The sequence below is a fragment of the Streptomyces sp. NPDC002886 genome, assembly GCF_042888445.1.
Lineage (GTDB): Bacteria > Actinomycetota > Actinomycetes > Streptomycetales > Streptomycetaceae > Streptomyces.
This window is the reverse complement of record NZ_JBIAPV010000009.1, coordinates 244085-267088: the sequence shown is the minus strand read 5'-3', so window position 1 is coordinate 267088 and position 23004 is coordinate 244085. Positions and strand designations below refer to the sequence as shown.

Here is a 23004-nt window from a genome sequence, read left to right as displayed (position 1 = left end):
GGAGTGCCTGCGCCTGACCGGAGTGCCTGCGCCTAACCGGGGTGCCTGCGCCTGCGGGCGGGCCTTCCGGGCGTCGCATTCATCGACTATCGTCGATGATCGATGAGTGAGACGACGAAAACCGGCCAGGGGCTGAGCCCCGAGGACGCGCAGACGTACTCCGGGTGGTTCAGGGCACTGGCGGACCCCATGCGCGTACGACTGCTGAACCTGCTGGCGGAGGAGCGGCGCCCCCTGACGGTCGGGGAGATCACCGGTCGACTGCCCATCGGCCAGTCGACCGTGTCCCACCACCTCAAGCTGCTGGCCGAGGTGCGCTTCGTGCTGCCCGAGCGGCGGGGCAACTCCGTCAGCTACGAGGTCAACGACGCCTGCCTGGAGTGCTTCCCGGCGGCCGTGTCGGCGATCCTCGGGCGGCGGCCGTGAACATCTCTCCCATGGCGCGGGATCACGCCGAAGAGGTCCTGGAGATCTACCGGGCCGGCATCGACGAGGGCAACGCCACCTTCGAGACCGAGGCCCCCACCTGGGCCGAGTTCGACGCGGCAAAGCTGCCCGAGCACCGTTTCGTCGCGCTCGGCCAGGACGGGAAGCTGCTCGGCTGGGTAGCCGCCTCCAAGGTGTCCGACCGCTGCGCGTACGCGGGGGTCGTCGAACACTCCGTCTACGTCCGTCCCGCCGCCCGGGGCCGCGGCGTCGGGCGCGCCCTGCTCGACGCCCTGATCGCCTCAACGGAGGCGGCGGGCATCTGGACGATCCAGTCCGGGATCTTCCCCGAGAACACCGCGAGCCTGGCCCTGCACCAGCGCGCCGGTTTCCGCGTCATCGGCACCCGCACCCGCATCGGCCGCCACCACGGCGTGTGGCGCGACGTCGTCCTGCTGGAACGCCGCAGCCCGGTGATCGACTGACTGTGGACGCCTAGGCCGTCTCTTTCGGATCTTGCCGGGCCCGCGGTGCCTGGCACCGCACCTGGCCGCACTGCCGGGGCGACCGAGTACGTCCAAGTACACGCACGCCCCGGCAGCGCGCCCATGCACGGCACCAGACACCGCGGACTCGGCCGACAAGATCCGAAAGAGACCGCCTAGGTGTTGTCGCCCGGCTGGGGCTCCGCGCCGAACATGTCGGCCACCCAGCGCATGAGTTCGGCGTTCTGCGAGTCGCCCTCCGCTCCGCGCGCCGCCATGGCGGTCAGGCCGATGCGCGCCGTACGCAGACCCGTCACGACGGCCGCCACTTCCGCGTCGCCGGTTTCGAAGAACATGGCCGGTACGTCGAGTGCGGCCGCCAGGGCCTCCAGGACCTCGGGGCCGGCGTGCGTCGACCGGCCGAGGCGCAGGCTCGTCACGAGGGGGCCGTTCAGGACCGTCCGGCCCGTCCGGGCGTTGCCGAGTTCGGCGATCTCGGAATCGGTGGGGCGGTGCTGCGCGGTGGCGCCTTCGAGGAGGGCGGCGATCTTCTTGGCTATGCCGTACGGCCCCACGGGCTGGCGGAGCTCGGTCTGCGGGTCGCGGGTCTGCGGGTCGCGGGGCTGCGGGCCGTGGGCCCGTCCTGGCGCCGCCGCGGCGTCCTCGCCGAAGGAACGCTTCTCCGCCGCGAGGAGCTCTTCGACGCTGACGCCGTAGGCCTCGGCGAGCGGAGCGAGGTAGTGGGGGGCCAGTTTGCGCCGTCCGCCTTCTGCCGCGCGTACCGGGGACGCCGAGCCGGTCCGAGTGACGGCCGCGGTGTCCTTCTGCGTCATGCCCGCGTCGCATCGCAGGTCCGCGAGGGTCGGGAGACCCGGCCGCGGGAACAGGTCGTCGACGCGCTCGCCCATCAGCGCCGCGAGTCGGGGCAGCTTTTCCGGCGGCGGAGTCGCGTCGCCGCTCTCGTAACGCGACACCACGGACGGGTCCTTGACCCCGAGCGCAGCGGCCACCTGTGCCTGGGTCATGCCCTTCGCGACGCGCGCGCAGCGCAACCCGGAGGCGTCAAAGCGGCGTTCGGGCATCGGGACTCCACGGTGCGGGCAGGCGATGGCTGGTTTTAACTGCTTGATCGTATCGCCAGATGCATATAACTTGCATTCGGCAACCCGAGGGGGGTACATCCGAGGTGGGTTCAGCCCACCTCGGGTGCCCTCAACGCTACCAAGCACGCCTGTCGGATCAGTCCGTCAATCGTCCGAAGGGACGTTATGAATCCCATCCTGGGAGGGGCTCGCGGCAGCCGGGCCGCCCACGGCGGCTCGAACGCCAATTCCAGGGGGAGTTGGGGCACCACGGCGTGGGAGATCGTGGAGGGGACCGGGAACACCAGACGTTCCACGCGATGGCGCACGGCCCGTCGAATGCCGAGCTCGCGGCGAGTCTCGGAAGGGACCTGTCTCCTCGATCAGGCGCTCATGAATCTCCACAACTGGCCCTGAACAGAGGGCCGCTCTGTCATTTCGAGGGGCGTCACCGCGTCAGGAAGCGGTCCCGCAGCGCTGCCGTCGTGGCCGGCGTGATGCCGACCTCGTCCGCGAGGTAGGAGTCGACCGAGCCGTAACGGGTGGCGAGACCGGCCAGGGTCAGGCGCAGGATCTCGGCGGGCGCACGGCCGTACGAGGGCCAGCGCATCGTGCGGCCCGGGTTGGCGGTGTGCCAGTCGGCCGTCAGCCGGGCGGTGGCCAGCTCGGTCAGGGCGAAGTCCGCGAGGATCTGCTCGTCGTCCACGCCGAGGAGGGTCAGGACGAGCGCGGCGATCAGGCCGGTGCGGTCCTTGCCGGAGGTGCAGTGGAAGACCGCCGGGCCCGGGCCCTCGGCGAGCAGCTCGATCGCGGCGCGGATCTCCGCCACCCCGTCCTCGGCGACCTCGGCGAACCGGTCCGCGAGGAACCGCCACGGGTCGGTGTCCCGGTCGATCTCGGCCTGGTCGTACGGCCGGTGCTCGATGCTGAGGTTGGCGTACGTGAACCGCTCCGGCTCCGGTATCCGCCCCTTCGCCTCGATCTCCCAGGGGTAGCGCAGGTCGATGACCGTCCGCACGCCGAGGCCCAGGAACCGGTCCCAGTCGGCGCCCGCGAGCTTCCCGAGCGAGTCCGCCCGGTAGAGGGCTCCCCAGGCGACGGTGGAGCCGTCCTGCGTCCGATAGCCCCCCAGATCACGGAAGTTGTGCAGTCGCTCGAACTCGATGTGACGGGTCATGCGCGGATCCCCCTCGATGGCGCACCGATGATCTTCTTGTGATCGAGAGGCTACTGCGGGCGGGGTTCAGCCCATCTGCAGGGCCGCGGCGAAGTCCATCTTGTCCTCCAGCCGGCTCAGGTTGCGTCCGGTCAGCGCCTCGATGCGGCTGATCCGGTAGCGCAGCGAGTTCACGTGCAGGTGCAGTGCCTCTCCGCAGCGAGCCCAGGAACCGTCGTGTTCCAGGAAGGACCGCAGGGTGGGTACCAGGTCGGAGCCGTAGCGCCGGTCGTAGTCGGTCAGCGGTGCCAGCAGCCGGCGGCTGAACTCCCGCCGGACCTCGGCCGGGATCAGTGGCAGCAGCGCCATGACGTGCGCGGCGAGAGCGTCCGGCCCGGAGGCGGCGACCGGCTGTGAAGGGGCCGCGACCTGACGGGCGTTACGGGCCTGCGCGAGCGCGTGCCGCAGTTCCGCGGCCCCGCCCACCGGGTCGCTGACGCCGAAGGCCAGCCGCTCCCCGGCCCGCAGCCCGCGCGGCAGGGACCCGCCGGCGACCCGCTCGACCGCGTCGGGTGTCAGGCGCGCGTCCTCCCCGACGAGGACGAAGGCCACGGCCTCGGCTCCGGCCCCGTCCCCGTCCCCGGCCGCCGTGACCGCCATCCGCGGTCCGGCTTCCGGGCCCAGGCAGCGCGGATGCAGCAGGACCTCCTCCAGCAGGCCGCGCACGGACGCCGCTCCGGGCAACCCGTGCGCGCCCTTCGTCTCCAGCCGGGCCGATACGGCCTGCCAGCACAGCCGGCCCTCGGGACCGGCGGCCTCCGCGGCCCCGGCGGCCCCCGCCGTGAGCCGGGCCGCTTCCTCCTCTTCCTCGAAGAGCGACGGCCCGCCCTCCCGGGCGGCGGCGGAGCCGACCAGCGCCAGCAGCCGTTCGGCGGCGCGGCGCCGCATCGTGCGGTCGGTGTCGCGGCCGCCGCGCTCCACCGCGACCAGCCGCGCGAGCTGGTCCAGCAGGTCGACGCGTTCGTCGTTCCAGTCGGCGCTGTCGGCCTCGACGGCGATCAGCCAGTCGGTCAGCGCCGCACGGGGCGCGGAGTCCCCTTCGCCGGCCCCGGAGCGGACCGGGAACAGGGAGAAGGCCGTCCCGCGCGCGACCGTACGGTGCGGGGCCCGCTCGCCCGCCCGTTCGGCGGCCAGGAACCGCCCGGCCAGCGCCGAGGCGGTCTTCTCCGGCAGTGAGGGATGCGCGCCCGCGATCTGCCGCCCGGTCGGGGAGAGGATGTGCGCGCGCAGGTCCAGCTCGGCCAGCAGCAGTTCGAGGACGGCTTCGGACCCGGACCCGGCCCCGGCCCGTCGCTGGGTGCTGAAGCGCCGGTGCCGGTCCACGAGCGCGGCGAGCCCGCCGATCCGCTCCTCGGTCCGGCCGCGCGCCACGTACTCGGTGACCGAGGTGAACGGCACCTCCACGCCCACCGCGAGCAGCGGCAGCCCGTGCCGGGCGCAGGCCTCCACCAGATCGTCCGGAACGTGCCCGAGCCGCGCCTCGCCCGCGCCCAGCGCCACGGCCCCCGCCTGCACGAGCACCCGGACGAACGCGTCGGACCGGTCGGCCGCCGCATCCCGTCCGGCATCGGCATCGGCATCGGCACCGACATCGGCATCCGGGTGCTGCTCGGCTCCCGGGTCCTGCTCGGTTCCCACGTCCAGGCCGTGCCAGGCCAGTCCGGACAGCACCAGGTCCCCGGGGGACACGAACCGCCCGGGGTCCGGCAGGTCGATGGTCACCGTTCCGAGGACGGGCCGGTCGAGGTCCCGCTCGCCGCCGGGCAGGCGCAGCAGGCGTAGCGGACGCAGGTCCGCAGGTGCCTGGGTCTCATCGGACGACAGCAGATCACGCAGCCTCATGGCCCCACTTTGCCATGTGCCGCCGCGTTCCCGATCACGACGTATCCCCGCTGAACCGCAGGTCAGGCCTTTACGTTGGGGTAATTCCACGGAAATCGGGGTGAGTCCGAGCGCACCGGTTCGTGGGATCGGTGACTGACCGGCACCCCGTCCGGCGGAGCGCCCCGGCACCCGCACGGCGCGGTACGGACGATCGGCGTCCCCGCTGGTGCCGATCGGCCCTCATCGCGGCCGCCCGTCGGTGCCAGCCTGGGAGGGACGATGACGTGAAGGAGAGTGCCGGCCATGGGGACCACGCGTCCGCGGCCCGCCCAGGAAGACGACTGGTGGAAGCAGGCGGTGTGCACCTCCGACGAGGAGTGCGCCGAACTCTTCTACTCCGAGGCCTCGGGCGCCGCCGCCCGGGCCAAGAGGATCTGCTTCTCGTGTCCGGCCCGCGGGGCCTGTCTGGCGTACGCCCGGGAGACCGTTGAGGAGTTCGGCATCTGGGGCGGACTCACCGGACAGGAGCGCCGCGCCCGCGGACGGTACGGCCAGTCCGGCGGCGGCTGACGCGGGCCGGCGGCGGCCGGGCCTAGAGGCCCATCGGAGCGTGCAGTTCGACGAGGATCTCCACCTCGACGGGGGAGTCCAGCGGCAGCACGCTCACGCCGACCGCGCTGCGGGCGTGGATGCCCGCGTCGCCGAAGGCGATGCCCAGCAGCTCGCTCGCGCCGTTGAGCACGCCGGGCTGTCCCGTGAAGTGCGGATCGCTGGCGACGAAGCCGACCACCTTGACCACGCGCTTGACGGCGGACAGGTCCCCGGCGACGGAGGTGATGGCGGCCAGCGCGTTCAGCGCGCACTGCTGCGCCAGTTCCTTCGCCTGCTCCGGGGTGACCTCGGCGCCGACCTTCCCGGTGAGGGGGAGGGCGCCGTCGACCATCGGGAGCTGGCCGGAGGTGTACACGTAGTGCCCGCTCTGTACGGCGGGGACGTAGACGGCGACCGGCGAGGGCGTCGGCGGGAGCTTCAGACCGGCGGCGGCGAGGCGTTCTTCGGGGGTGCTGGTCACGGGCGGATCTCCTTGGGGTCGCCGGCGGGGGAGGGGTGGCCCGGCCGGGGGAAGAGGATGACCGGCTTGATCATGCCGGGCTCCTTGGCGGCGAGCCGCCCGAAGGCCTCCCCGACACGGTCGAACGGGAACTTGTGCGTGGTGATCACCGTCGGGTCCACCAGCCCGTCCCCGATCAGGTGCAGCGCCCGCGCGAGCCGCGCCCCGCTGCTCTGCGGAGGCCGGCAGCGGGCGTACGTGATCTTCCCGCCCCCGGAGAGCCCCGCGCGGGCGGCCCGCGCGGCGGCGGGCGCGGCCGTCGCCATGATGGCGCGGTCGGCGCCGGAGCCGCCGGTCAGTTCCAGGATCCGCTCGCCGGTGTCCTCGTATGCCGGGTCGATCACCACGTCGGCCCCGAACCGCAGGGCGAGGCGCTGGCGCTTCATCTCCGGCTCCACGGCGATGACGCGGGCCCCGCGCAGCCGGCCGGCCGCGATGGTCGCGCTGAGTCCGACCGCGCCCTGGCCGAAGACGACGACGCTCCCGCCCGGGGGCGGCCCGGACTCCTCGGCGGCGGCGAAGCCGGTGGGGAGCGCGCCCGCCGCGTAGAGGGCCTGGTGGTCGGAGATGACGTCGGGGAGCGCGACCAGCCCGGCCCCGGCCGCGGGGGCGCGGAAGAACTCGGCGAGCCGCCCGTGGCCCTCGACGCCGACGCGCCGGCCGACGTAGGACGGGCAGACCCCGGGGCCGACGGCCTCGACGACGCCGACGGCCTCGTGCCCGAGCCCGGTGGGCGCACCGGCGGCGGTGTGCCCGTCCCAGGCGCAGATGAGCGCTGCCGTGGTGCGTACGAGGACCTCGCCCGCCCGCGGGTGGGGGACGGGCCGTTCCAGCACGGAGGGCGGCTCGCCGGTACGGCGCAGCGCGAAGGCCTTCACGGGTTTCCTTACTACGTCGTTACGCGGCTAGGCCGTCTCTTTCGGATCGTGCCGGGCGGCGCGGGCCAGGCAAGATCCGAAAGAGACGGCCTAGTTCCCAACCATGCGGGTACGGATCCGGTCCGGCGGGGGGCCGTAGGTCGGAACCTGGCGGGCCGACCGTCAGCACTTGGTCAAGGTCGGGTGACCCTGACCTGGTAGCTGCCGTTGCGCAGTTCGCCCACGACCGAGACGCTGATGCCCGACTTCTCGTCGGTGAAGGTCTCGCCCGGCCGGAACGGCGCGTCCGAGAGTTCCGCGTGCACGTTGGAGCGCCGGGTGCAGCCGCCGCTGGCGCCGGAGCTGTCGGAGACGGTGACGGGCCCGCGGCCGGTGTCGACGTCGGAGTCCACCTTGTAGATGAGCACGCCGGGCTTGCAGACGGCCTCGTCGTTCCCCGCGCGTGTGCGCACCTCCACGGCGTACCCGGCGCTCTCGGAGACGGGGACGAAGGCCAGTTTGGTGCCGCCCTCCACGGCCAGCGGGCTCAGCACGTGGTCGCTGACCCCGGACTTCCCGGCGCAGCTGATCTGGTTGCTGTCGAGCCAGCCCAGCTTCCACTTGTGCCAGCCGAGCAGGTCGTTGTTGGCACCCCAGTCCTCGCTCATGATGTCCCAGTGGCCCACCGTGCCGCCGCCGTCGGCGGTGTAGAGGTCGGGCAGGCCGAAGACGTGGCCGTTCTCGTGGGGGAGCACGCGGTAGCCGGTCTCCCGGTAGGAGCCGGAGCCGTCGTCCTGGCGGCTGTAGACGAAGGACGTGTTGGCGAGCGGGACGCCGTCGGCCATCGGGGCCTCGCCGTTGCCGGAGAAGGTGACGGAGAGGACGGTGTCGAGGGCGGAGGGGCCGGCGTTCGGAGTGACGAGGATGTTTATCAGGTCGTACCGGGAGAAATCGACCTCGGCGTCGGAGGCCTTGATGATGTGCTCGACGAGCTGGCGGTAGCCGGGTTCGTACGCGGAACCCCGCTCGATCCCGTACGCCGCGAACGGCATCGGCATCCGCAGCCAGTTCTTTATCGGCGCCTCGGCCCGGTAGGTCAGCCGCCCGTAGGAGCTGATGCGAAACCAGTCGGACGTCTGCGGGAAGAACTCCGCCATCCGGTCGGCCGCCGTGCCCTCGCCCTTGGCGTCGGGGAAGTCGATCATCAGGTTCAGTGCCCGGACCTCGCCGGTCGAGCGCGAGTACCCCGGAGCCGTCGGCAGCCCCTCGGACATCTGCACGCCCATCGCGCCGGCGATCCGGCAGGGCGCGAGCATCGATTCGGCGCTGGTCGCGCCCACCGGCCCGGCCGCCGAATGGCTGCGGCTGGATATGCCCGCGCTCGCCGTAGCCGTGATGCCGAGGGCCAGCGCGGTGATGCCGATGTAGACGCTGGTGCGGCTTGGCTTGCGTATCCGGTGGCGCGTCTGCGACATGAGATCGGCCTTCGGGTCCGCGGCAGCCGGCCGGGTCCGGACTGCGCTCTGTGGGCTCACCCTCCGACGGCTGGAGCGGGCTCGCGCGCCGGAGGAGGCCAAACGGGAACAGAGGCCCTGGAACGGTGTGACCCAGGTCACACGGGAGAGTGAAATAAGCGGGGACCCTCTCCCCGTTTGAACCAGAGTCCCCATGAACCGGGGATCCGCTCCCCGTTTCGAGGGGCGGGCGCCCCACTCGCCATCACCCGTAAGCACCCGTCACCGGAAGTGCCCGTCACCCGCCAGGGAGCCGTCCATGAAGAGCCCCGCCACCACCGATCCGGCGGCCCTGCCCGTACCGGGCCCGGAGGCCGACCTCGACCTCGCGGCTCCGGCCGCGGGCACGGGCATGGGTGCGGGCGTGGGCGGGGGCGCGTGTGCGGTCGTGGGCGCGGCCGCGGGCAAGGTCAAGGCGGCGGTCAAGGCGGCGGGCAAGCGCGCCCGCACCTCCGCGGACGGGGTCCCGCGTCCGCGCGCCGACGCCGTCCGCAACCGCGAGCGCATCCTGACCGCCGCCCGGGACGTGCTCGTGGAGTTCGGCCCCGCCGCGCCCCTCGATGAGATCGCCCGCCGGGCCGGCGTGGGCAACGCCACGCTCTACCGGCACTTCCCCGACCGCCCGGCCCTGATCCACCACGTCGTGCTCTTCGGCCTGGACCGGGTGACCGCCCTGGCCGTCGACTCGCTCGCCCAGGAGCCGGACGCCTTCGCCGCGCTGCGCCGGTTCACGCACGCGGCGGCGGACGAGCGGATCGGCGCCCTGTGCCCGGTGCTCTCCAGTGAGTTCGACCACGACCACCCCGAACTGGTGGCCTCCCGCGAGGCCTTGGAGGAGTCGATCGAGGCCCTGCTGGCCGCCGGCCGCGCCTCCGGGCTGCTGCGCCCCGACATCGGCGTCGGCGACCTGATGATCGCGCTGTCGCAGCTCAGCCGCCCCCTCCCGGGCACCGCCTGCTTCGACGCGGACGTCTTCGTCCACCGTCATCTGCAGCTGTTCCTCGACGGGTTGATGGCCCCCGCCCGCTCCGAACTGCCGGGCTCGGCGATCACCCTGGCGGACCTGAGGCGGAAAACCATGTGACGCCCCGGGTCGCACCCTCTAGCGTCGTAAAAGCGCCCTGATCATCTCAATTCAGTCATCTCGCACCACGAAGTGGGTACCCCCATGTCAAAAACAGCCGCGAACCCGCAGCTGACCGGCGCAGACCCCAGTCGCTGGAAGGCCCTGGTCTTCATCGCGCTGGCGCAGTTGATGGTCGTCCTCGACGCCACCATCGTGAACATCGCCCTGCCGTCCGCCCAGACCGACCTCGGCATCTCGGACGGCAACCGCCAGTGGGTCATCACCGCGTACGCGCTGGCCTTTGGCGGACTGCTCCTCTTCGGCGGCCGCATCGCCGACAAGTGGGGACGCAAGAACGCCTTCATAGTCGGCCTGACCGGCTTCGCCCTGGCCTCCGCGCTGGGCGGCGCCGCACAGGGTGAGGCCATGATGCTGGGCGCCCGCGCCCTCCAGGGCGCCTTCGGCGCACTGCTCGCGCCCGCCGCGCTCTCGCTGCTGGCCGTCATGTTCACCGACGCCAAGGAGCGCGCCAAGGCCTTCGGCATCTACGGTGCGATCGCCGGTGGCGGTGGCGCCGTGGGCCTGATCCTCGGCGGTGTCCTCACCGAGTACCTGAACTGGCGCTGGACCTTCTTCGTCAACATCCCGTTCGCGATCGTCGCCGCCGTCGGCGCCTGGATGATCATCCGCGAGCCGGCCGGCGGCCGTAACCGCGCCCCGCTCGACATCCCCGGTGTCCTGCTCTCCACGACCGGCCTGGTCGCCCTCGTCTACGGATTCACCCGCGCCGAGTCGGCCGGCTGGTCGGACGGCCTCACCGTGGGCATGTTCGTCGCCTCCGTCGTGCTGCTCGCCTCGTTCGTCTTCGTCGAGTCCCGTACGAAGAACCCGCTGCTCCCGCTCCGCGTCCTGCTGGAGCGCAACCGCGGCGGTGTCTACCTCTCGCTGGGCCTCGCCGTCATCTCGATGTTCGGCCTGTTCCTCTTCCTCACCTACTACCTGCAGGTCGTCAAGGGCTTCTCGCCCGTCACGACCGGCTTCGCCTTCCTCCCGATGATCGTGGGCATGATCACCGGCTCCACGCAGATCGGCGCCCGCCTGATGACGCGGGTCCCGCCGCGCCTGCTGATGGGCCCCGGCTTCATGGTCGCCGCCGCCGGCATGCTGCTGCTGACGCAGCTCGAGGTCGGCTCCTCCTACCCGGCGCTGATCCTGCCGGCGCAGCTGCTGCTCGGCCTCGGCATGGGTACGGCCTTCATGCCCGCCATGTCCCTGGCCACGTACGGGGTGAACCCGGCCGACGCCGGTGTCGCCTCCGCGATGGTCAACACCTCGCAGCAGGTGGGCGGCGCGATCGGCACCGCCCTGCTGAACACGATCGCCGCCTCCGCGACGACCGCGTACCTGACCGACCACGCGGCCGCGGCCGCGGCGGGCGGCCCGGCGGCGCAGCTGATCCAGGCCCAGGCCATGGTGGAGGGCTACTCCTCCGCGATCTGGTGGGCGGTCGGCATCCTGGTCGCCAGCTCGCTCATCGCCCTGACCCTCATCACCACGGGCAAGCCGGGCGCGGGCGACCCGGTCGCCGAGGGCGCGGACGCCGACATGAAGATCCCGGTGATCGCGCACTGACCCGCCCGGGCCCCGCTCGGGGGTGCGCAAGGGAATGACTGATGACCCCGCATCGTTCAAATTTGAACGATGCGGGGTTAGTCTGTTCGTGGCGCCCCGCCGCGACGATTCCTGGAGCTCCCGATGCCGATGCCGACCCCCGAAGCCCTCACCCCCGCCCGGATGCCGGCGCTGTACTTGAGCCACGGAGCCCCGCCGCTCGCGGACGACCCGGTCTGGCCCGGCGAACTGGCCGCCTGGTCGGCGGACCTGCCCCGCCCCCGGGCGATCCTGATGGTCTCCGCCCACTGGGAAGAGGCCCCGCTCGCCCTCGGCGCCACCGAGCAGGTCCCGCTCGTCTACGACTTCTGGGGCTTCCCCGAGCACTACTACCAGGTCCGCTACGACGCTCCGGGCGCCCCCGAGCTGGCCGCGTCGGTCCGCAAACTCCTCAAGGCCCCGGGCACGCCCGTCCAGGACATCCCCGACCGCGGCCTGGACCACGGCGCGTACGTCCCGCTGGTGGAGATGTTCCCCGGAGCCGACATACCGGTGCTCCAGATATCGATGCCCACCCTCGATCCGCGCCGCCTGATGGAGATCGGCCGCAAGCTGGCCCCCCTGCGCGACGAAGGCGTCCTCATCGTGGGCAGCGGCTTCTTCACCCACAACCTGGCCGCCCTGCGCCACACCGGCCCCGGCGTCCCGTCGTGGTCCGCCGAATTCGACGCCTGGGGCCACGAGGCCCTGGCCGCCTCCGACATCGACGCCCTGCTGGACTTCGAGTCCAAGTCCCCGGCCGGCCGCCTGGCCCACCCCCGTACGGAACACTTCGCCCCGCTGTTCGTCACCCTGGGCGCCGCGGAATCCGACCTCGCGGCGGCGTCGACCCCCGTCTCGGGCTTCTGGATGGGCCTCTCGAAGCGCTCCCTGCAATTTGGCTGACCCCGAGCGGCTCTGGTGCCCCAGCGGCTCCGCGTACGCGCCGGAGTCGCTGGTCCTCGCGGTCCGCGAAGGCCTCGACGGCCCCCCGGACTACCTCCCCGCACCCCGCCCGGCGGCCGAAGCCCTGGCCGAGCTCGCCGACGGGGTGGAACCGCGCCGCCTGCTGCGCCTGGCCTCCCACTGCGTCCCGCACTGCCTCAACCGCGCGGGCGACACCTGCACCCTGGCCACCCGCCTGACGGCGACCGCGAGCCCCCGGGACGGATCCCCGCTCCCGCCCTGCCACCTCCGGCCGGCCTGCAAGTGGTGGACCCAGTCGGGCCCACCCGCCTGCCGCGCCTGCCCGCAGGTCGCCACCCGCCCCGGCTAGGGGACGCGGGGCGGCCCGGTGATGTCCTCGCCGATGGTGAACCCCTTGGCGGGGCCGCTCGGGATCGCGACCGGGGTCCCGTATGCGGTCCGGGACTCGTCCCCATAGACGGCCTTCCCGGGGTTGGGGGAGGTCAGCACGGTGACGGTGCCACCGTTGTCGAAGTCGTCGATCAGGACGTACACGGGAACGGCCGCCCGGGCGTATCCGCGCCGCTTGCGCGTCCGGTCGCGCGTGATGTTGTCGCTTCCGGGGGAGACGACTTCAACGATCAGGGCTACGGCGGAGGCGTCGACCCCGATTCCGTCCTCGGTGACGTGCCCCTCGGTGTCCTCCAGCACGACGAACAGATCGGGGATCCACACCTTGCGTTTGTGGACGACGTTCATGTCCTGGCGGGCGGCGAACTCGCCGCCCGCCAGGAATACGACGAGCTGATCCCTCAAGCGATTGACGGTACGGCCGTGCGAGTAGCGACCCGTGGGTGACACCTCGATGAACCCCTCGACGATCTCGGCGTGGTAGCCCTCGGGGAGTTCCATGGCTTTCCATGCCTGCCACAGGACGTCGTCAAGGTCCGACGGGGGAGTCGCGACCTTCGGCATTACGGCCTCCAGCGTCTCGTGGGCGAGAGCGGTCATGTGCAGCACCTCCTCTGAGTGTGGGCGTCGCCGGCCGGACGGCACAAGCGACTCTCCGATGCTCAGGGCGTCGCGGGTCATGCCGAAGGAATATGCCGCACCTTCACTCGGACGAGCGGGACCCGGCCGGCCGAGGCAACCAGAAGCCGGTGAAGACCGTCTCCTGGGGTAGAAGCACAGCCGGGAGCGGCGCTGCCGCAGGGGCGAAAGCGCCCGTGTCAAGTGTGACGGTGGTCTCACCGTCGCCCCGCACGGACGGGCTCGCCGGCCCCTGGGGTCGGCCGTAATTCCGGCCCTGACCTGCGGATCTTCGAGTCCGGCGGTATCACCCATCCTCTCGAACCGGGGGGCGGCGGGGCAGGATACTGCAAGATCTCGAAAAACAGGGAGCGACGTGGGAATTCTGTCCCGATTCCAGTCGTTGTTTCCTTCGGAAGCGGGCACTCGGGAGAGTGTCACCGCACCACCGCGACCGAACTCATCGCAAGGGAGCACGCATGGCAACCCGCGCCGTCGCCCGTCGTCAGTCCACGAGCAGCGCTCGCGCTGTGGGCGGGGAGATCGCAGACCGCGACCTGGTCGGCATGTACCTGGACGAGATCGCGCGCACCCCGCTGCTCGACGCGGCCAAGGAAGTGGAGCTCTCGCAGATCATCGAGGCGGGCGTGTACGCCCAGCAGATCCTCGACGGCGCGATAGAGCGCAAGGGCAAGCGGCCCTCCCAGGAGGAGCTCGAAGCCCTGGCCGCCGAGGGCGAGCGTGCCAAGGAAGTCTTCATCCGCTCGAACCTCCGCCTGGTCGTCGCCGTGGCCCGCCGCTACCCGCGCAGCGGACTTCCCCTCCTCGACCTCATCCAGGAGGGCAACGCCGGCCTGGTCCGCGCCGTGGAGAAGTTCGACTACGCCAAGGGCTTCAAGTTCTCCACGTACGCCACGTGGTGGATCCGCCAGGCGATCACCCGCTCCATCGCCGACCAGTCCCGCACCATCCGGCTCCCCGTCCACCTGGTGGAGGAGCTCGGCCGGATCCGCCGGGTGCAGCGCGAGTTCAACCGCGAGAACGGCCGTGACCCGGAGCACGCGGAGATCGCCGCCGAGCTGGACACCACGGAGAAGCGCGTCGGCGACGTCCTGGACTGGGCGCGCGACCCGGTCAGCCTGAACATGGGCGTGGACGAGGACGGCGACACGCAGTTCGGCGACCTGCTCGAAGACACTTCGGCGATCTCCCCCGAGCAGTCCGTCCTCTCCCTGCTGCGCAGCGAGGAGCTGGAGGACCTGCTGGGCAAGCTGGACCAGCGAACCGCGTCGATCATCAAGATGCGTTACGGCATTGACGACGGTCGAGAGCGTACGCTGACAGAAGTGGGCAAGCAGCACGGCCTGACCCGCGAGCGGATCCGTCAGATCGAGAAGCACGCGCTGCTCGAACTGAAGAAGATGGCCCGCGACACCGGCTTCGACGCGGTGGCCTGACCGGCCCCGAACGAAGCCCCCCATACGAGCCCCCGGCGCCTATCCCCCCCAGGCGCCGGGGGCTCCCCTTTGCCCCTACGGCCCCGCCGCCTCCGCCAGCCGCGCACCCAGCGCCCGAGCCGCCTCCACCAGGAACTCGGGCCCGTGCAGGACGAACGGCACCCCGGCCAAGGCCAGCCGCGCCACCAGCCACTCCGGCGAATCCGACGACTCGAACCGCACCCGCACCCCGGCCCCCTCCCCGGCGCCACCCCCCGCCGGCGGGACCACGTACTGCCGTGCCCACTCCGGCAGCTCCGCCGCCTCCGCGAAGGTGACATCGACCAGGTAGGTCGGCTCCCTGCCCCGCAAGCCCCGCCGCACGAAGTCCACCGCGTCCATCGGCGGCTCCCGCGGAGCGAACCGCACCCCCGTCGCGCCGGGCTCGCTCAACCGGTCCACGCGGAACGTCCGCCAGTCCCCGCGCTCCATGTCGTAGGCCACGAGGTACCACCGGCTCCCGGTGCTGACCAGCCGGTACGGCTCCACCAGCCGCCGCGAGGCCACCCCGTCCCGGGCCCGGTAGGCGAACCGCAGCCGCTCCGGCCCCGCCACCGCCGAGGCGATCGCCGTCAGCGTGCGCGGATCCACGCTCGCCCCGTCGCCCCGGGTCACCGCGACCGTCGCCGACTGCAGCGCGCCCACCCGCCGCCGGAGCCGCCCCGGCAGGACCTGCTCCAGCTTCGCGAGGGCCCGTACGGAGGCCTCCTCCACGCCCTCGATCGCATGCCCGGCCCCCGCCCGCAGCCCCACCGCGATGGCGACGGCCTCCTCGTCGTCCAGGACGAGCGGCGGCATCGCGGCGCCCGCCACCAGCCGGTACCCGCCCTCCGCGCCGAGCGTGGCCTCCACGGGGTATCCGAGCTCCCGCAACCGGTCGATATCGCGCCGGATCGTACGGGGGCTCACCCTCAGCCGCTCGGCCAGCTCGCTCCCGGGCCACTCGCGCGGGGTCTGGAGCAGGGAGAGCAGGGAGAGCAGGCGGGCCGGGGTGTCGGTCATGGTGCAAAGATGCCAGCCAAATAGGACACCAACTGACCTAGATGCCGTCTAGGTTTCTCCTCATGAGCACCGAGACGACCCAGTCATCGCCCGAAGGAAAGAACGGGCCCGTACAAGAAGAGCGGACCGACCCTCCCGTAGAGACCATCTCGATCAGCAAGTCCGGCGACGCCGGCGACTCCGGCCACGCCGGAGACCCGAGCACGGCCGGCGACGAGCCCGCGGCCCCCGCCGACCGCCGCCGCTGGATCGCGCTCGCCATCGTGATGACCGCGGCCTTCATGGACCTGGTCGACGTCACGATCGTCAACATCGCGATACCCCGGATGCGCGAGGACCTCGGCGCCTCCACCAGCGCCATCCAGTGGATCACCGCGGGCTACGCGCTCGCCTTCGCCGCCGGCCTGATCACGGGCGGCCGTCTCGGTGACATCTACGGCCGCAAGCGCCTCTTCCTCATCGGCATATCCGGCTTCACCGCGGCTTCGCTGCTCTGCGGCCTCTCGCCCAGCCCCGACGTGCTCGTCGCCTCCCGCATCCTCCAGGGCGGCATGGCGGCCATGATGGTCCCGCAGGTGCTCGCGATCATCCACGTCACCTTCCCGCCGCACGAGCGCGGCAAGGTCTTCGGCCTGTTCGGCGCGATCATCGGCCTCGGCGCCGTCTCGGGCCCGATGCTCGGGGCCCTGCTCACCGAGTGGAACATCGCCGGTCTCGAATGGCGCCCGATCTTCCTGATCAACCTGCCCGTCGGAATCGCCGGCGTGATCCTGGGCCGCAGGTTCATCTCCGAGTCCAAGGCCCCCAAGGCGCTGCGCCTGGACCTGGTGGGCGTCGTGCTCGCCACCCTGGCCCTGGTCATGCTGATCTTCCCGCTCACCCACGGCCGCGAGAACGACTGGCCCGTGTGGGGCTTCGTCTGCATGATCGCCTCGCCGATGGTCTTCGGCGCCTTCATCGCCTACGAGAAGTACAAGATCCAGAAGGACGGCTCCCCGCTCGTCGAGCTCTCCCTCTTCAAGGTCAAGAGCTTCGCCGGCGGCATCGCCGTCCAGCTGACCTTCGGCATCGCGACCGGCATCTTCTTCCTGATCTGGACGCTCTACATGCAGATGGGCCTCGGCTGGAGCGCCCTGAAGGCGGGCTCCACCGGCATCCCGTTCTCGATCGCCGTCTCGGCCGCCGCGGGCGTATCCGTACAGAAGCTCGTACCGCGCTTCGGCCGCAAGGTGCTCCAGGCCGGCGCGCTGGTCATGGCCGCGGGCGTCCTCCTCTACATCTGGGAGTCGGACCGCTACGGCATGGCCATCACCTCCTTGCAGATGGCCGCTCCGCTGATCGTCATGGGCATCGGCATGGGCTTGATCATCGCCCCGCTGACCGACACCGTGCTCTCCGAGGTGCCGCGCGAGCACGCCGGCTCGGCGTCCGGGCTGATCAACACCACCGGCCAGATGGGCAACGCGCTGGGCCTCGGCCTCACCTCCGTCGTCTACTTCGGGTTCATCGAGGACGACGGGGTCTTCGGGCCGCCCTACGTCGACGCGTTCCACCACGCCATGTGGTGGGTCGCGGCCGTCCTGGTCGTGATCTTCTCGGTGATGTTCATGCTGCCGCGCAAGGCCGTCCCCATCGCCGAGCGCGAAGGCGGCACGGAGTACGCGGGCTAGTCCGCGCGTCTCCGAGTCCCTCACTCTTTGAGACCGAGGGGGCCGGGCATGTCCGCTTCTGTTGGCGGGCATGCCCGTTTCTTTTGTTTTCAGGCGCAAACGGGCGTACGATCCTAAAGAACCCACAGAGTCGGGCATCGAACGGATCTGAAACCACATGTACGCACAGGAGCGCCAGCAGGAGATCCTCCGCCTCGCCCGCGAGGCGGGCCGGGTCGACGTCCTGTCCCTGGCCGACCAGTTCCAGGTCACGGCCGAGACCGTGCGCCGCGACCTCAAGGCCCTGGACCGGTCCGGGCTCGTGCGGCGGGTGCACGGCGGTGCCATACCGGCCGGCCGCCTCGACTTCGAGCCGGACCTCACCGAGCGCGAGTCCACCGCGGCCGACGAGAAGGACCGCATCGCCGCCGCGGCGCTCGCCGAACTCCCCGCGGGCGGCAGCATCGTCCTCGACGCGGGCAGTACGGTGGCCCGCCTCGCGGCCGCGATCCCGGTCGACTCCGCGCTCACCGTGGTCACCCACGCGCTGCCCGTCGCCGCCCGGCTCGCCGACCACACGGGCATCGACCTCCACCTCGTCGGAGGGCGCGTCCGCCACCGCACCCGCGCCGCCGTCGACGCCTGGGCCCTGCGCGCCTACGCCGAGATCCGCGCGGACGTCCTCTTCCTCGCGACGAACGGCTTCACGGCCGAGGGTGGCCTGACCACTCCCGATCTCGCCGAGGCCGCCGTCAAGCGGGCCGCGATGGCGGCGGCCCGCCGCGTCGTCCTCCTCGCCGACTCCGCGAAGGCGGGCCAGGAGCACTTCGCGCGCTTCGGCTCCTTCGCGGAGGTCGACCTCCTCATCACGGACCCGGGGCTCGACCCCGCTCAGAAGGCGGCGATCGAGGCCGCCGGTACGGAAGTTGTGCTCGTATGATCCTCACCGTCACCCCGAACCCCTCCCTCGACCGGACCTACGAAGTCCCCTCGCTGGACCGCGGTGAGGTGCTGCGCGCCACCGCCGACCGGGTCGACCCCGGGGGCAAGGGAGTCAACGTCTCCCGCGCGGTGGCCGCCGCGGGCGTCCGTACGACGGCGGTCCTCCCGCTCGGCGGCACGCCGGGCACGATGATCGCCGAACTCCTCGGCGCCCAGGGCGTGGACGTCACGGCGGTCTCCATCGCCGGCCAGACCCGCTCCAACATCTCCCTGGCCGAACCGGACGGCACCCTCACCAAGATCAACGCCACCGGGCCGGAGCTGACCCCCGAGGAGTCGGCGCTGCTCCTGGAAACGGTCCGCACCTGCTCGGGCGGCGCCGCCTGGATCGCCTGCTGCGGCAGCCTCCCGCGGGGCCTCGGTCCCGAGTGGTACGCCGACATCGTGACCCGGGCCCACGCCGCGGGCGCCCGCATCGCCCTGGACACCTCCGGCCCGGCGCTGCTCTCGGCGCTGGCGGCCCGCCCGGACGTGATCAAGCCGAACGCCTCGGAACTCGCGGCGGCGGTCGGGCGGCCCCTGGCCACCCTCGGCGACGTGCTCAAGGCCGCGGAGGAACTGCGCTCGCTGGGCGCGGGCGCGGTCCTGGCCTCCCTCGGCGCGGACGGCCAGCTCCTGGTCTCCGAGGAGGGCACCTACTACGGCACGGCGGCCGTCTCCTCGGTCCGCAGCAACGTCGGCGCGGGCGACGCCTCCCTCGCCGGCTTCCTGATCGCCGGGGGTACGGGGCCTGCGGCCCTGGCCTCCGCCCTGGCCCACGGCGCTGCCGCGGTCCAGCTTCCCGGCAGCCTCATGCCGGCCCCCTCGGACCTGCGGCCCGACGCGGTCCATGTCACCCAGGACCTGCCCCTGGACCTCCCTCTGTCCGAAATGAGTGACGAGCGATGAGCGAGATGATCACCCGTGACCTGGTCGACCTCGACCTGTCCGCGGAGTCCAAGGAGGGGGCGGCACGTGCCCTCGCCGAACGGATGGTGACGCTGGGCCGGGTCACCGACCTGGACGGCTTCCTGGCCGACGTGGCCGCGCGCGAGGCCCAGATGCCGACCGGGCTGGAGGGCGGCATAGGCATCCCCCACTGCCGCTCCACCCACGTGACGGCCCCCACCCTGGCCTTCGGCCGCTCCCCGTCGGGCATCGACTTCGGCGCCCCGGACGGCCCGGCGGACCTGATCTTCCTGATAGCCGCCCCGGCGGGCGCGGACGACGCCCACCTCTCGATCCTCTCCACCCTGGCCCGCCGCCTGATGCGCCCTGACTTCGTGGCAGCCCTCCGCGCGGCCACGACTCCGGCGGAAGCGGCGGCACTGGTGGCCGGCGAAGAGCCGGCTCCGCCCAATCCAGCCCCTCCGGCGTTTGAGGAGCAGGGGTCCGGGAGCGGAGCCCCGCGCGCGGCGGAGCCGCACCATGCGGCACAGCCGGGAAGGGGCGGGGTGGGGGAAGGCCCCGCAGGGCAGCCGTTCCGCATCGTGGCGGTCACCTCCTGCCCCACGGGCATCGCCCACACCTACATGGCGGCGGAGTCCCTCCAGCAGGCCGCGGCCGAGGCGGGAATCGAGATCACCGTCGAAACCCAGGGCTCGGCCGGCTTCACCAAGCTCACCCCGGAGACCATCGCCGCCGCCGACGCGGCCGTCTTCGCCCACGACGTCCCGGTCAGGGAAAGGGCCCGCTTCGCCGGCAAGCCCATCGTCGACGTAGGCGTCAAGGCCGGCATCAACCGCCCGGCGGAACTCCTCCAGGAGGCCCGAGACAAGGCCGCCCGGGGCGAGGTGTCCACCGCCTCGCCCACCCCGGTGGAAGAGGCCGGGGAGGACCAGGACGGCTACGGCCCGAAGCTCCGTACCTGGCTGATGTCCGGCGTCAGCTACATGGTCCCCTTCGTCGCCGCCGGCGGCCTCCTCATCGCCCTGGCCTTCGCCATCGGCGGCTACGAGATCAACAACGCCCCCTCGGTCGCCGAGCACTTCGTCTGGACCGAGGCCGCCAGCTGGGCCGCGCTGCTCTTCCAGACCGGCGGCCTCGCCTTCGGCTTCCTGGTCCCCGTACTGGCCGGCTACATCGCCTACGGCATGGCCGACCGCCCCGGCCTCGTCCCCGGCTTCGTCGGCGGTGCCGTGGCCCTCACCATCAACGCCGGTTTCCTCGGCGGTCTGATCGCCGGTCTGATCGCGGGCGGTACGGTCCTCGCGGTCCAGAAGGTGAAGATCCCCACGGCCCTGCGCGGGATCATGCCCGTGGTCGTCCTGCCGCTCATCGGCTCGGCCGTCACCGCGTTCCTGATGTTCCTGGTCGTCGGCAAGCCCGTGGCCTCGCTCCAGCAGGCCCTCACCGACTGGCTGTCGGGCCTCTCCGGCGCCAACGCGATCATCCTCGGCGTCATCCTCGGCCTGATGATGTGCTTCGACCTCGGCGGCCCGCTCAACAAGGTGGCCTACGCCTTCGCCATCGGCGGCCTCGCCACTCCCAACGAGGGCAGCCTCAAGGTCATGGCCGCCGTGATGGCCGCCGGCATGGTGCCGCCGCTGGCGATGGCACTGGCCACCACGGTCCGCGGCCGGCTCTTCTCCAAGACGGAGCGCGAGAACGGCAAGGCCGCCTGGTTCTTGGGCGCCTCCTTCATCAGCGAGGGCGCCATCCCGTTCGCGGCGGCCGACCCGCTGCGCGTGATCCCGGCCTCCATGGTGGGCGGCGCGGTCACCGGAGCGCTCTCGATGGCCTTCGAGTGCACCCTGCGGGCCCCGCACGGCGGCATCTTCGTGATCCCGCTGATCGGCAACCCGCTGCTCTACCTGATCGCCATCGCCGCCGGTACGGCCACCAGCGCCGGCCTCGTCATCCTCCTCAAGGGGATGCGCAAGCAGGACACGCCCGCCGAAGCGGCGCCCCTGCCGGACCCGGCGAAGGTCACCGTCGCCGCCTGACCGACTTCCCGGTCCCGGTCCCGGTCCCCGTCACCTCACCCGCGCGCGGAGCTCCATGGCTCCGCGCGCGGCCGTTTCGGTCTCGTAGACCTCGCACATGTGCCGCCCGTCCGGCGTCACCGTGTGCTCGACCTCCCACAGGCTGAACTCGCTCCCGTCCAGCAGGACGAAGGAGTGCTCGTACAGGCTGAAGCCGGCGTCCCGCCCGTCCGCGAGGCACTGCCGGGTGCCGAACACCTGCGTGATCTGGTGCGCGTAGGCCGACCGCAGCAGCAGGGCCACCTGCTCGCCCGGCCGGTCCGGGTTCTCCGCGCGGCGCAGCACCCGGCGGGCGTGGTCCGCGGACTCCTCCACCGCGTACTCACGGTGCCGCTGGGCGGGGGTCGGGTTGGTGAACAGCGCGCTCAGCACGGCGATGTCGCTCTCCGGGTCCTCCTCGACCGTCACCTCCACGAGGTCCCGCGCCACCTGCGAGGGGACCTCGCCGAAGAGCCGGGCCGCCGCGAGGCAGGTCTCCGCCTTGCCGGCGAAGACCTCGTACCGTATGGACAGGCCGTCGTCCTGACGGTGGGCCAGCTCCCACAGGACCACGGAGTCGCCGTCGGACAGCAGGTAGGCGTGCCGGTGTATCTCCCGCCACGGTCCGGCCGCGGGACCGCGGCGGGTGGTGTGGAGCGAGGACCTGTGGGCGAGCGCGGTGCCCAGCCGCTCGACCAGTTCGTCCGGCAGGTCGAAGGAGTTGAGGGCGCGGCCCAGGAGTCGGCCGAGGTGCGCCTCGGTGGTCTCGTGCGGATCGCTCAAGGTGGGTCTCCAGGCCGTCGCAGCTTGTCACTTCGCGGAAGCTCAACGTAGCCCCTGGGTCTGACATCACGTCCGGGGTTCGGTAAAACGTCCGGGAAGCGCCGGGGGTTCCAGCCACCCCTTCAGGTCAACCTCCATGTCGATGAGCATGGTTGGGCCTGATAGCGGGCACAAGGGCGGGAGCATGACCGTATGGCAACAAATACCGTGGGAGTCCCCCGCCAGCAGGCCCGGCCCCACAACCGCAAGGACGCTGAACCGATCGCGGCCCCCCGTGCGCTGGCCTGGCTGCTGCTGATCACCGGGGCCGCCGGGGTGCTGGCCGCCTGGGTCATCACCCTGGACAAGTTCCTGCTGCTGGAGAACCCGGACTTCAAGCCCGCGTGCAGCCTCAACCCGGTGGTCTCCTGCGGCAGCGTGATGAAGAGCGAGCAGGCGGCGGCCTTCGGCTTCCCGAACCCGATGCTGGGCCTGGTCGCCTACGGGGCGGTCGTGTGCGTCGGCGCCGGCCTGCTGGCCGGGGCCCGCCACCGCGGCTGGTTCTGGCTCGGCCTGAACGCCGGAATGCTCTTCGGCGTCGGATTCTGCTCCTGGCTCATGGTCCAGTCGCTCTACGAGATCAACGCGCTCTGCCTGTGGTGCTGCCTGACCTGGGCGGCCACCCTGGTGATGTTCTGGGCGGTCACGGCGCACACCGTGCGCACGGGGATCCTGCCCGCGCCCGCGCCGGTACGGAACTTCTTCGCCGACTTCGGCTGGGCCCCGCCCGTCCTGCACACCGGCGTGATCGGGATGCTCATCCTGACCCGGTGGTGGGACTTCTGGACCGGCTGAGGCGGCCGGACGACGCACGAGGGCCCCGGCAGCTGGACGCTGCCGGGGCCCTCGTCACTTCACGACTTCACACCGCTTCTTCGAACGCGTCGCTCCACGGGCGCCGGGCGTGTGGACCACGGGGTCCCGG

Annotated in this window: 22 protein-coding genes; 13 read left to right on the top strand and 9 right to left on the bottom strand. The window is 71.9% G+C overall.

The window, feature by feature from the left end:
* Positions 1–102: 102 nt before the first annotated feature.
* Complete coding sequence (locus ACFYYB_RS32340) at positions 103–426, top strand: ArsR/SmtB family transcription factor (protein WP_389439843.1); 324 nt, start codon at positions 103–105, stop codon at positions 424–426.
* 11 nt (positions 427–437) lie between these two features.
* Entirely contained in the window at positions 438–911 is a 474-nt protein-coding gene (locus ACFYYB_RS32335) for a GNAT family N-acetyltransferase (RefSeq protein ID WP_389439841.1), read from the top strand.
* Positions 912–1087: 176 nt separating this feature from the next.
* On the opposite strand, the gene ACFYYB_RS32330 is transcribed toward ACFYYB_RS32335, so the two are convergent.
* From ACFYYB_RS32330 to ACFYYB_RS32320, 3 genes are all read right to left on the bottom strand, one after another.
* Positions 1088–1993, bottom strand: a complete 906-nt coding sequence (locus ACFYYB_RS32330) for a helix-turn-helix domain-containing protein (protein ID WP_389439839.1) — start codon at positions 1991–1993, stop codon at positions 1088–1090.
* A 448-nt stretch (positions 1994–2441) separates the two neighbouring features.
* The gene (locus tag ACFYYB_RS32325; RefSeq protein ID WP_389439837.1) at positions 2442–3170 is read right to left on the bottom strand and encodes a tyrosine-protein phosphatase; all 729 of its coding nucleotides are present in this window, start codon (positions 3168–3170) and stop codon (positions 2442–2444) included.
* A 66-nt stretch (positions 3171–3236) separates the two neighbouring features.
* Positions 3237–5051, bottom strand: a complete 1815-nt coding sequence (locus ACFYYB_RS32320) for a PucR family transcriptional regulator (protein ID WP_389439835.1) — start codon at positions 5049–5051, stop codon at positions 3237–3239.
* A 285-nt stretch (positions 5052–5336) separates the two neighbouring features.
* Here ACFYYB_RS32320 and ACFYYB_RS32315 point away from each other — a divergent pair, with 285 nt between their 5' ends.
* A complete protein-coding gene (locus ACFYYB_RS32315) occupies positions 5337–5603 on the top strand; it encodes a WhiB family transcriptional regulator (RefSeq protein WP_389439833.1) in 267 nt (88 codons plus the stop codon).
* Between the two features lie 22 nt (positions 5604–5625).
* On the opposite strand, the gene ACFYYB_RS32310 is transcribed toward ACFYYB_RS32315, so the two are convergent.
* From ACFYYB_RS32310 to ACFYYB_RS32300, 3 genes are all read right to left on the bottom strand, one after another.
* On the bottom strand, positions 5626–6105 hold the full coding sequence (locus tag ACFYYB_RS32310; protein ID WP_389439831.1) for a RidA family protein: 480 nt from the start codon (positions 6103–6105) through the stop codon (positions 5626–5628).
* Positions 6102–7022, bottom strand: a complete 921-nt coding sequence (locus ACFYYB_RS32305; RefSeq protein WP_389439829.1) for a zinc-binding dehydrogenase — start codon at positions 7020–7022, stop codon at positions 6102–6104. Before ACFYYB_RS32305 ends, ACFYYB_RS32310 begins: the two co-directional genes overlap by 4 nt.
* Positions 7023–7195: 173 nt before the next feature.
* Positions 7196–8476, bottom strand: coding sequence for a M6 family metalloprotease domain-containing protein (locus tag ACFYYB_RS32300; protein ID WP_389439827.1), 1281 nt, complete (start codon positions 8474–8476; stop codon positions 7196–7198).
* A 391-nt stretch (positions 8477–8867) separates the two neighbouring features.
* Between ACFYYB_RS32300 and ACFYYB_RS32295 the strand changes: the two genes are divergently transcribed.
* The 4 genes from ACFYYB_RS32295 (at position 8868) to ACFYYB_RS32280 (ending at position 12507) form a co-directional block, all read left to right on the top strand.
* Complete coding sequence (locus tag ACFYYB_RS32295) at positions 8868–9599, top strand: TetR/AcrR family transcriptional regulator (protein ID WP_389439977.1); 732 nt, start codon at positions 8868–8870, stop codon at positions 9597–9599.
* Positions 9600–9683: 84 nt separating this feature from the next.
* A complete protein-coding gene (locus ACFYYB_RS32290; protein WP_389439825.1) occupies positions 9684–11213 on the top strand; it encodes an MFS transporter in 1530 nt (509 codons plus the stop codon).
* A gap of 129 nt (positions 11214–11342) precedes the next feature.
* Positions 11343–12137 carry a dioxygenase gene (locus tag ACFYYB_RS32285; RefSeq protein WP_389439975.1) on the top strand — a complete coding sequence of 265 codons (795 nt, stop codon included), beginning with the start codon at positions 11343–11345 and terminating at the stop codon, positions 12135–12137.
* Entirely contained in the window at positions 12130–12507 is a 378-nt protein-coding gene (locus ACFYYB_RS32280) for a hypothetical protein (protein WP_389439823.1), read from the top strand. The genes ACFYYB_RS32285 and ACFYYB_RS32280 overlap by 8 nt, the downstream gene beginning before the upstream one ends.
* On the opposite strand, the gene ACFYYB_RS32275 is transcribed toward ACFYYB_RS32280, so the two are convergent.
* On the bottom strand, positions 12504–13148 hold the full coding sequence (locus tag ACFYYB_RS32275) for a Uma2 family endonuclease (RefSeq protein WP_389439821.1): 645 nt from the start codon (positions 13146–13148) through the stop codon (positions 12504–12506). The genes ACFYYB_RS32280 and ACFYYB_RS32275 overlap by 4 nt on opposite strands.
* Before the next feature lie 497 nt (positions 13149–13645).
* On the opposite strand from ACFYYB_RS32275, the gene ACFYYB_RS32270 reads away from it, so the two are divergent.
* Positions 13646–14623: an RNA polymerase sigma factor RpoD/SigA gene (locus ACFYYB_RS32270; protein WP_389439819.1), complete on the top strand. Its 978-nt coding sequence runs from the start codon at positions 13646–13648 to the stop codon at positions 14621–14623.
* Between the two features lie 75 nt (positions 14624–14698).
* On the opposite strand, the gene ACFYYB_RS32265 is transcribed toward ACFYYB_RS32270, so the two are convergent.
* Complete coding sequence (locus ACFYYB_RS32265; protein WP_389439817.1) at positions 14699–15664, bottom strand: helix-turn-helix transcriptional regulator; 966 nt, start codon at positions 15662–15664, stop codon at positions 14699–14701.
* A 266-nt stretch (positions 15665–15930) separates the two neighbouring features.
* On the opposite strand from ACFYYB_RS32265, the gene ACFYYB_RS32260 reads away from it, so the two are divergent.
* The 4 genes from ACFYYB_RS32260 to ACFYYB_RS32245 all read left to right on the top strand — a co-directional run bounded on the left by ACFYYB_RS32260 (position 15931) and on the right by ACFYYB_RS32245 (position 21239).
* A complete protein-coding gene (locus ACFYYB_RS32260; RefSeq protein ID WP_389439973.1) occupies positions 15931–17334 on the top strand; it encodes an MFS transporter in 1404 nt (467 codons plus the stop codon).
* A 157-nt stretch (positions 17335–17491) separates the two neighbouring features.
* Positions 17492–18253: a DeoR/GlpR family DNA-binding transcription regulator gene (locus tag ACFYYB_RS32255; protein ID WP_389439815.1), complete on the top strand. Its 762-nt coding sequence runs from the start codon at positions 17492–17494 to the stop codon at positions 18251–18253.
* On the top strand, positions 18250–19203 hold the full coding sequence (gene pfkB, locus ACFYYB_RS32250) for a 1-phosphofructokinase (protein WP_389439814.1): 954 nt from the start codon (positions 18250–18252) through the stop codon (positions 19201–19203). The genes ACFYYB_RS32255 and pfkB overlap by 4 nt, the downstream gene beginning before the upstream one ends.
* Positions 19200–21239, top strand: a complete 2040-nt coding sequence (locus ACFYYB_RS32245) for a fructose-specific PTS transporter subunit EIIC (RefSeq protein ID WP_389439813.1) — start codon at positions 19200–19202, stop codon at positions 21237–21239. Before pfkB ends, ACFYYB_RS32245 begins: the two co-directional genes overlap by 4 nt.
* 30 nt (positions 21240–21269) lie before the next feature.
* On the opposite strand, the gene ACFYYB_RS32240 is transcribed toward ACFYYB_RS32245, so the two are convergent.
* A complete protein-coding gene (locus ACFYYB_RS32240) occupies positions 21270–22040 on the bottom strand; it encodes a DUF6227 family protein (protein ID WP_389439811.1) in 771 nt (256 codons plus the stop codon).
* 192 nt (positions 22041–22232) lie between these two features.
* Between ACFYYB_RS32240 and ACFYYB_RS32235 the strand changes: the two genes are divergently transcribed.
* Positions 22233–22874 carry a vitamin K epoxide reductase family protein gene (locus ACFYYB_RS32235; RefSeq protein ID WP_389439809.1) on the top strand — a complete coding sequence of 214 codons (642 nt, stop codon included), beginning with the start codon at positions 22233–22235 and terminating at the stop codon, positions 22872–22874.
* Positions 22875–23004 lie beyond the last annotated feature (130 nt).

What these genes read in the sequence shown, in the direction of transcription:
- ACFYYB_RS32340 (WP_389439843.1), top strand. Translation starts at nt 103, where the DNA reads ATGAGTGAGACGACGAAAACCGGCCAGGGGCTGAGCCCCGAGGACGCG.
- ACFYYB_RS32335 (WP_389439841.1), top strand. Translation starts at nt 438, where the DNA reads ATGGCGCGGGATCACGCCGAAGAGGTCCTGGAGATCTACCGGGCCGGC.
- ACFYYB_RS32330 (WP_389439839.1), bottom strand. Translation starts at nt 1,993, where the DNA reads ATGCCCGAACGCCGCTTTGACGCCTCCGGGTTGCGCTGCGCGCGCGTC.
- ACFYYB_RS32325 (WP_389439837.1), bottom strand. Translation starts at nt 3,170, where the DNA reads ATGACCCGTCACATCGAGTTCGAGCGACTGCACAACTTCCGTGATCTG.
- ACFYYB_RS32320 (WP_389439835.1), bottom strand. Translation starts at nt 5,051, where the DNA reads ATGAGGCTGCGTGATCTGCTGTCGTCCGATGAGACCCAGGCACCTGCG.
- ACFYYB_RS32315 (WP_389439833.1), top strand. Translation starts at nt 5,337, where the DNA reads ATGGGGACCACGCGTCCGCGGCCCGCCCAGGAAGACGACTGGTGGAAG.
- ACFYYB_RS32300 (WP_389439827.1), bottom strand. Translation starts at nt 8,476, where the DNA reads ATGTCGCAGACGCGCCACCGGATACGCAAGCCAAGCCGCACCAGCGTC.
- ACFYYB_RS32295 (WP_389439977.1), top strand. Translation starts at nt 8,868, where the DNA reads ATGGGTGCGGGCGTGGGCGGGGGCGCGTGTGCGGTCGTGGGCGCGGCC.
- ACFYYB_RS32290 (WP_389439825.1), top strand. Translation starts at nt 9,684, where the DNA reads ATGTCAAAAACAGCCGCGAACCCGCAGCTGACCGGCGCAGACCCCAGT.
- ACFYYB_RS32285 (WP_389439975.1), top strand. Translation starts at nt 11,343, where the DNA reads ATGCCGACCCCCGAAGCCCTCACCCCCGCCCGGATGCCGGCGCTGTAC.
- ACFYYB_RS32275 (WP_389439821.1), bottom strand. Translation starts at nt 13,148, where the DNA reads ATGACCGCTCTCGCCCACGAGACGCTGGAGGCCGTAATGCCGAAGGTC.
- ACFYYB_RS32270 (WP_389439819.1), top strand. Translation starts at nt 13,646, where the DNA reads ATGGCAACCCGCGCCGTCGCCCGTCGTCAGTCCACGAGCAGCGCTCGC.
- ACFYYB_RS32265 (WP_389439817.1), bottom strand. Translation starts at nt 15,664, where the DNA reads ATGACCGACACCCCGGCCCGCCTGCTCTCCCTGCTCTCCCTGCTCCAG.
- ACFYYB_RS32260 (WP_389439973.1), top strand. Translation starts at nt 15,931, where the DNA reads ATGACCGCGGCCTTCATGGACCTGGTCGACGTCACGATCGTCAACATC.
- ACFYYB_RS32255 (WP_389439815.1), top strand. Translation starts at nt 17,492, where the DNA reads ATGTACGCACAGGAGCGCCAGCAGGAGATCCTCCGCCTCGCCCGCGAG.
- pfkB (WP_389439814.1), top strand. Translation starts at nt 18,250, where the DNA reads ATGATCCTCACCGTCACCCCGAACCCCTCCCTCGACCGGACCTACGAA.
- ACFYYB_RS32245 (WP_389439813.1), top strand. Translation starts at nt 19,200, where the DNA reads ATGAGCGAGATGATCACCCGTGACCTGGTCGACCTCGACCTGTCCGCG.
- ACFYYB_RS32235 (WP_389439809.1), top strand. Translation starts at nt 22,233, where the DNA reads ATGGCAACAAATACCGTGGGAGTCCCCCGCCAGCAGGCCCGGCCCCAC.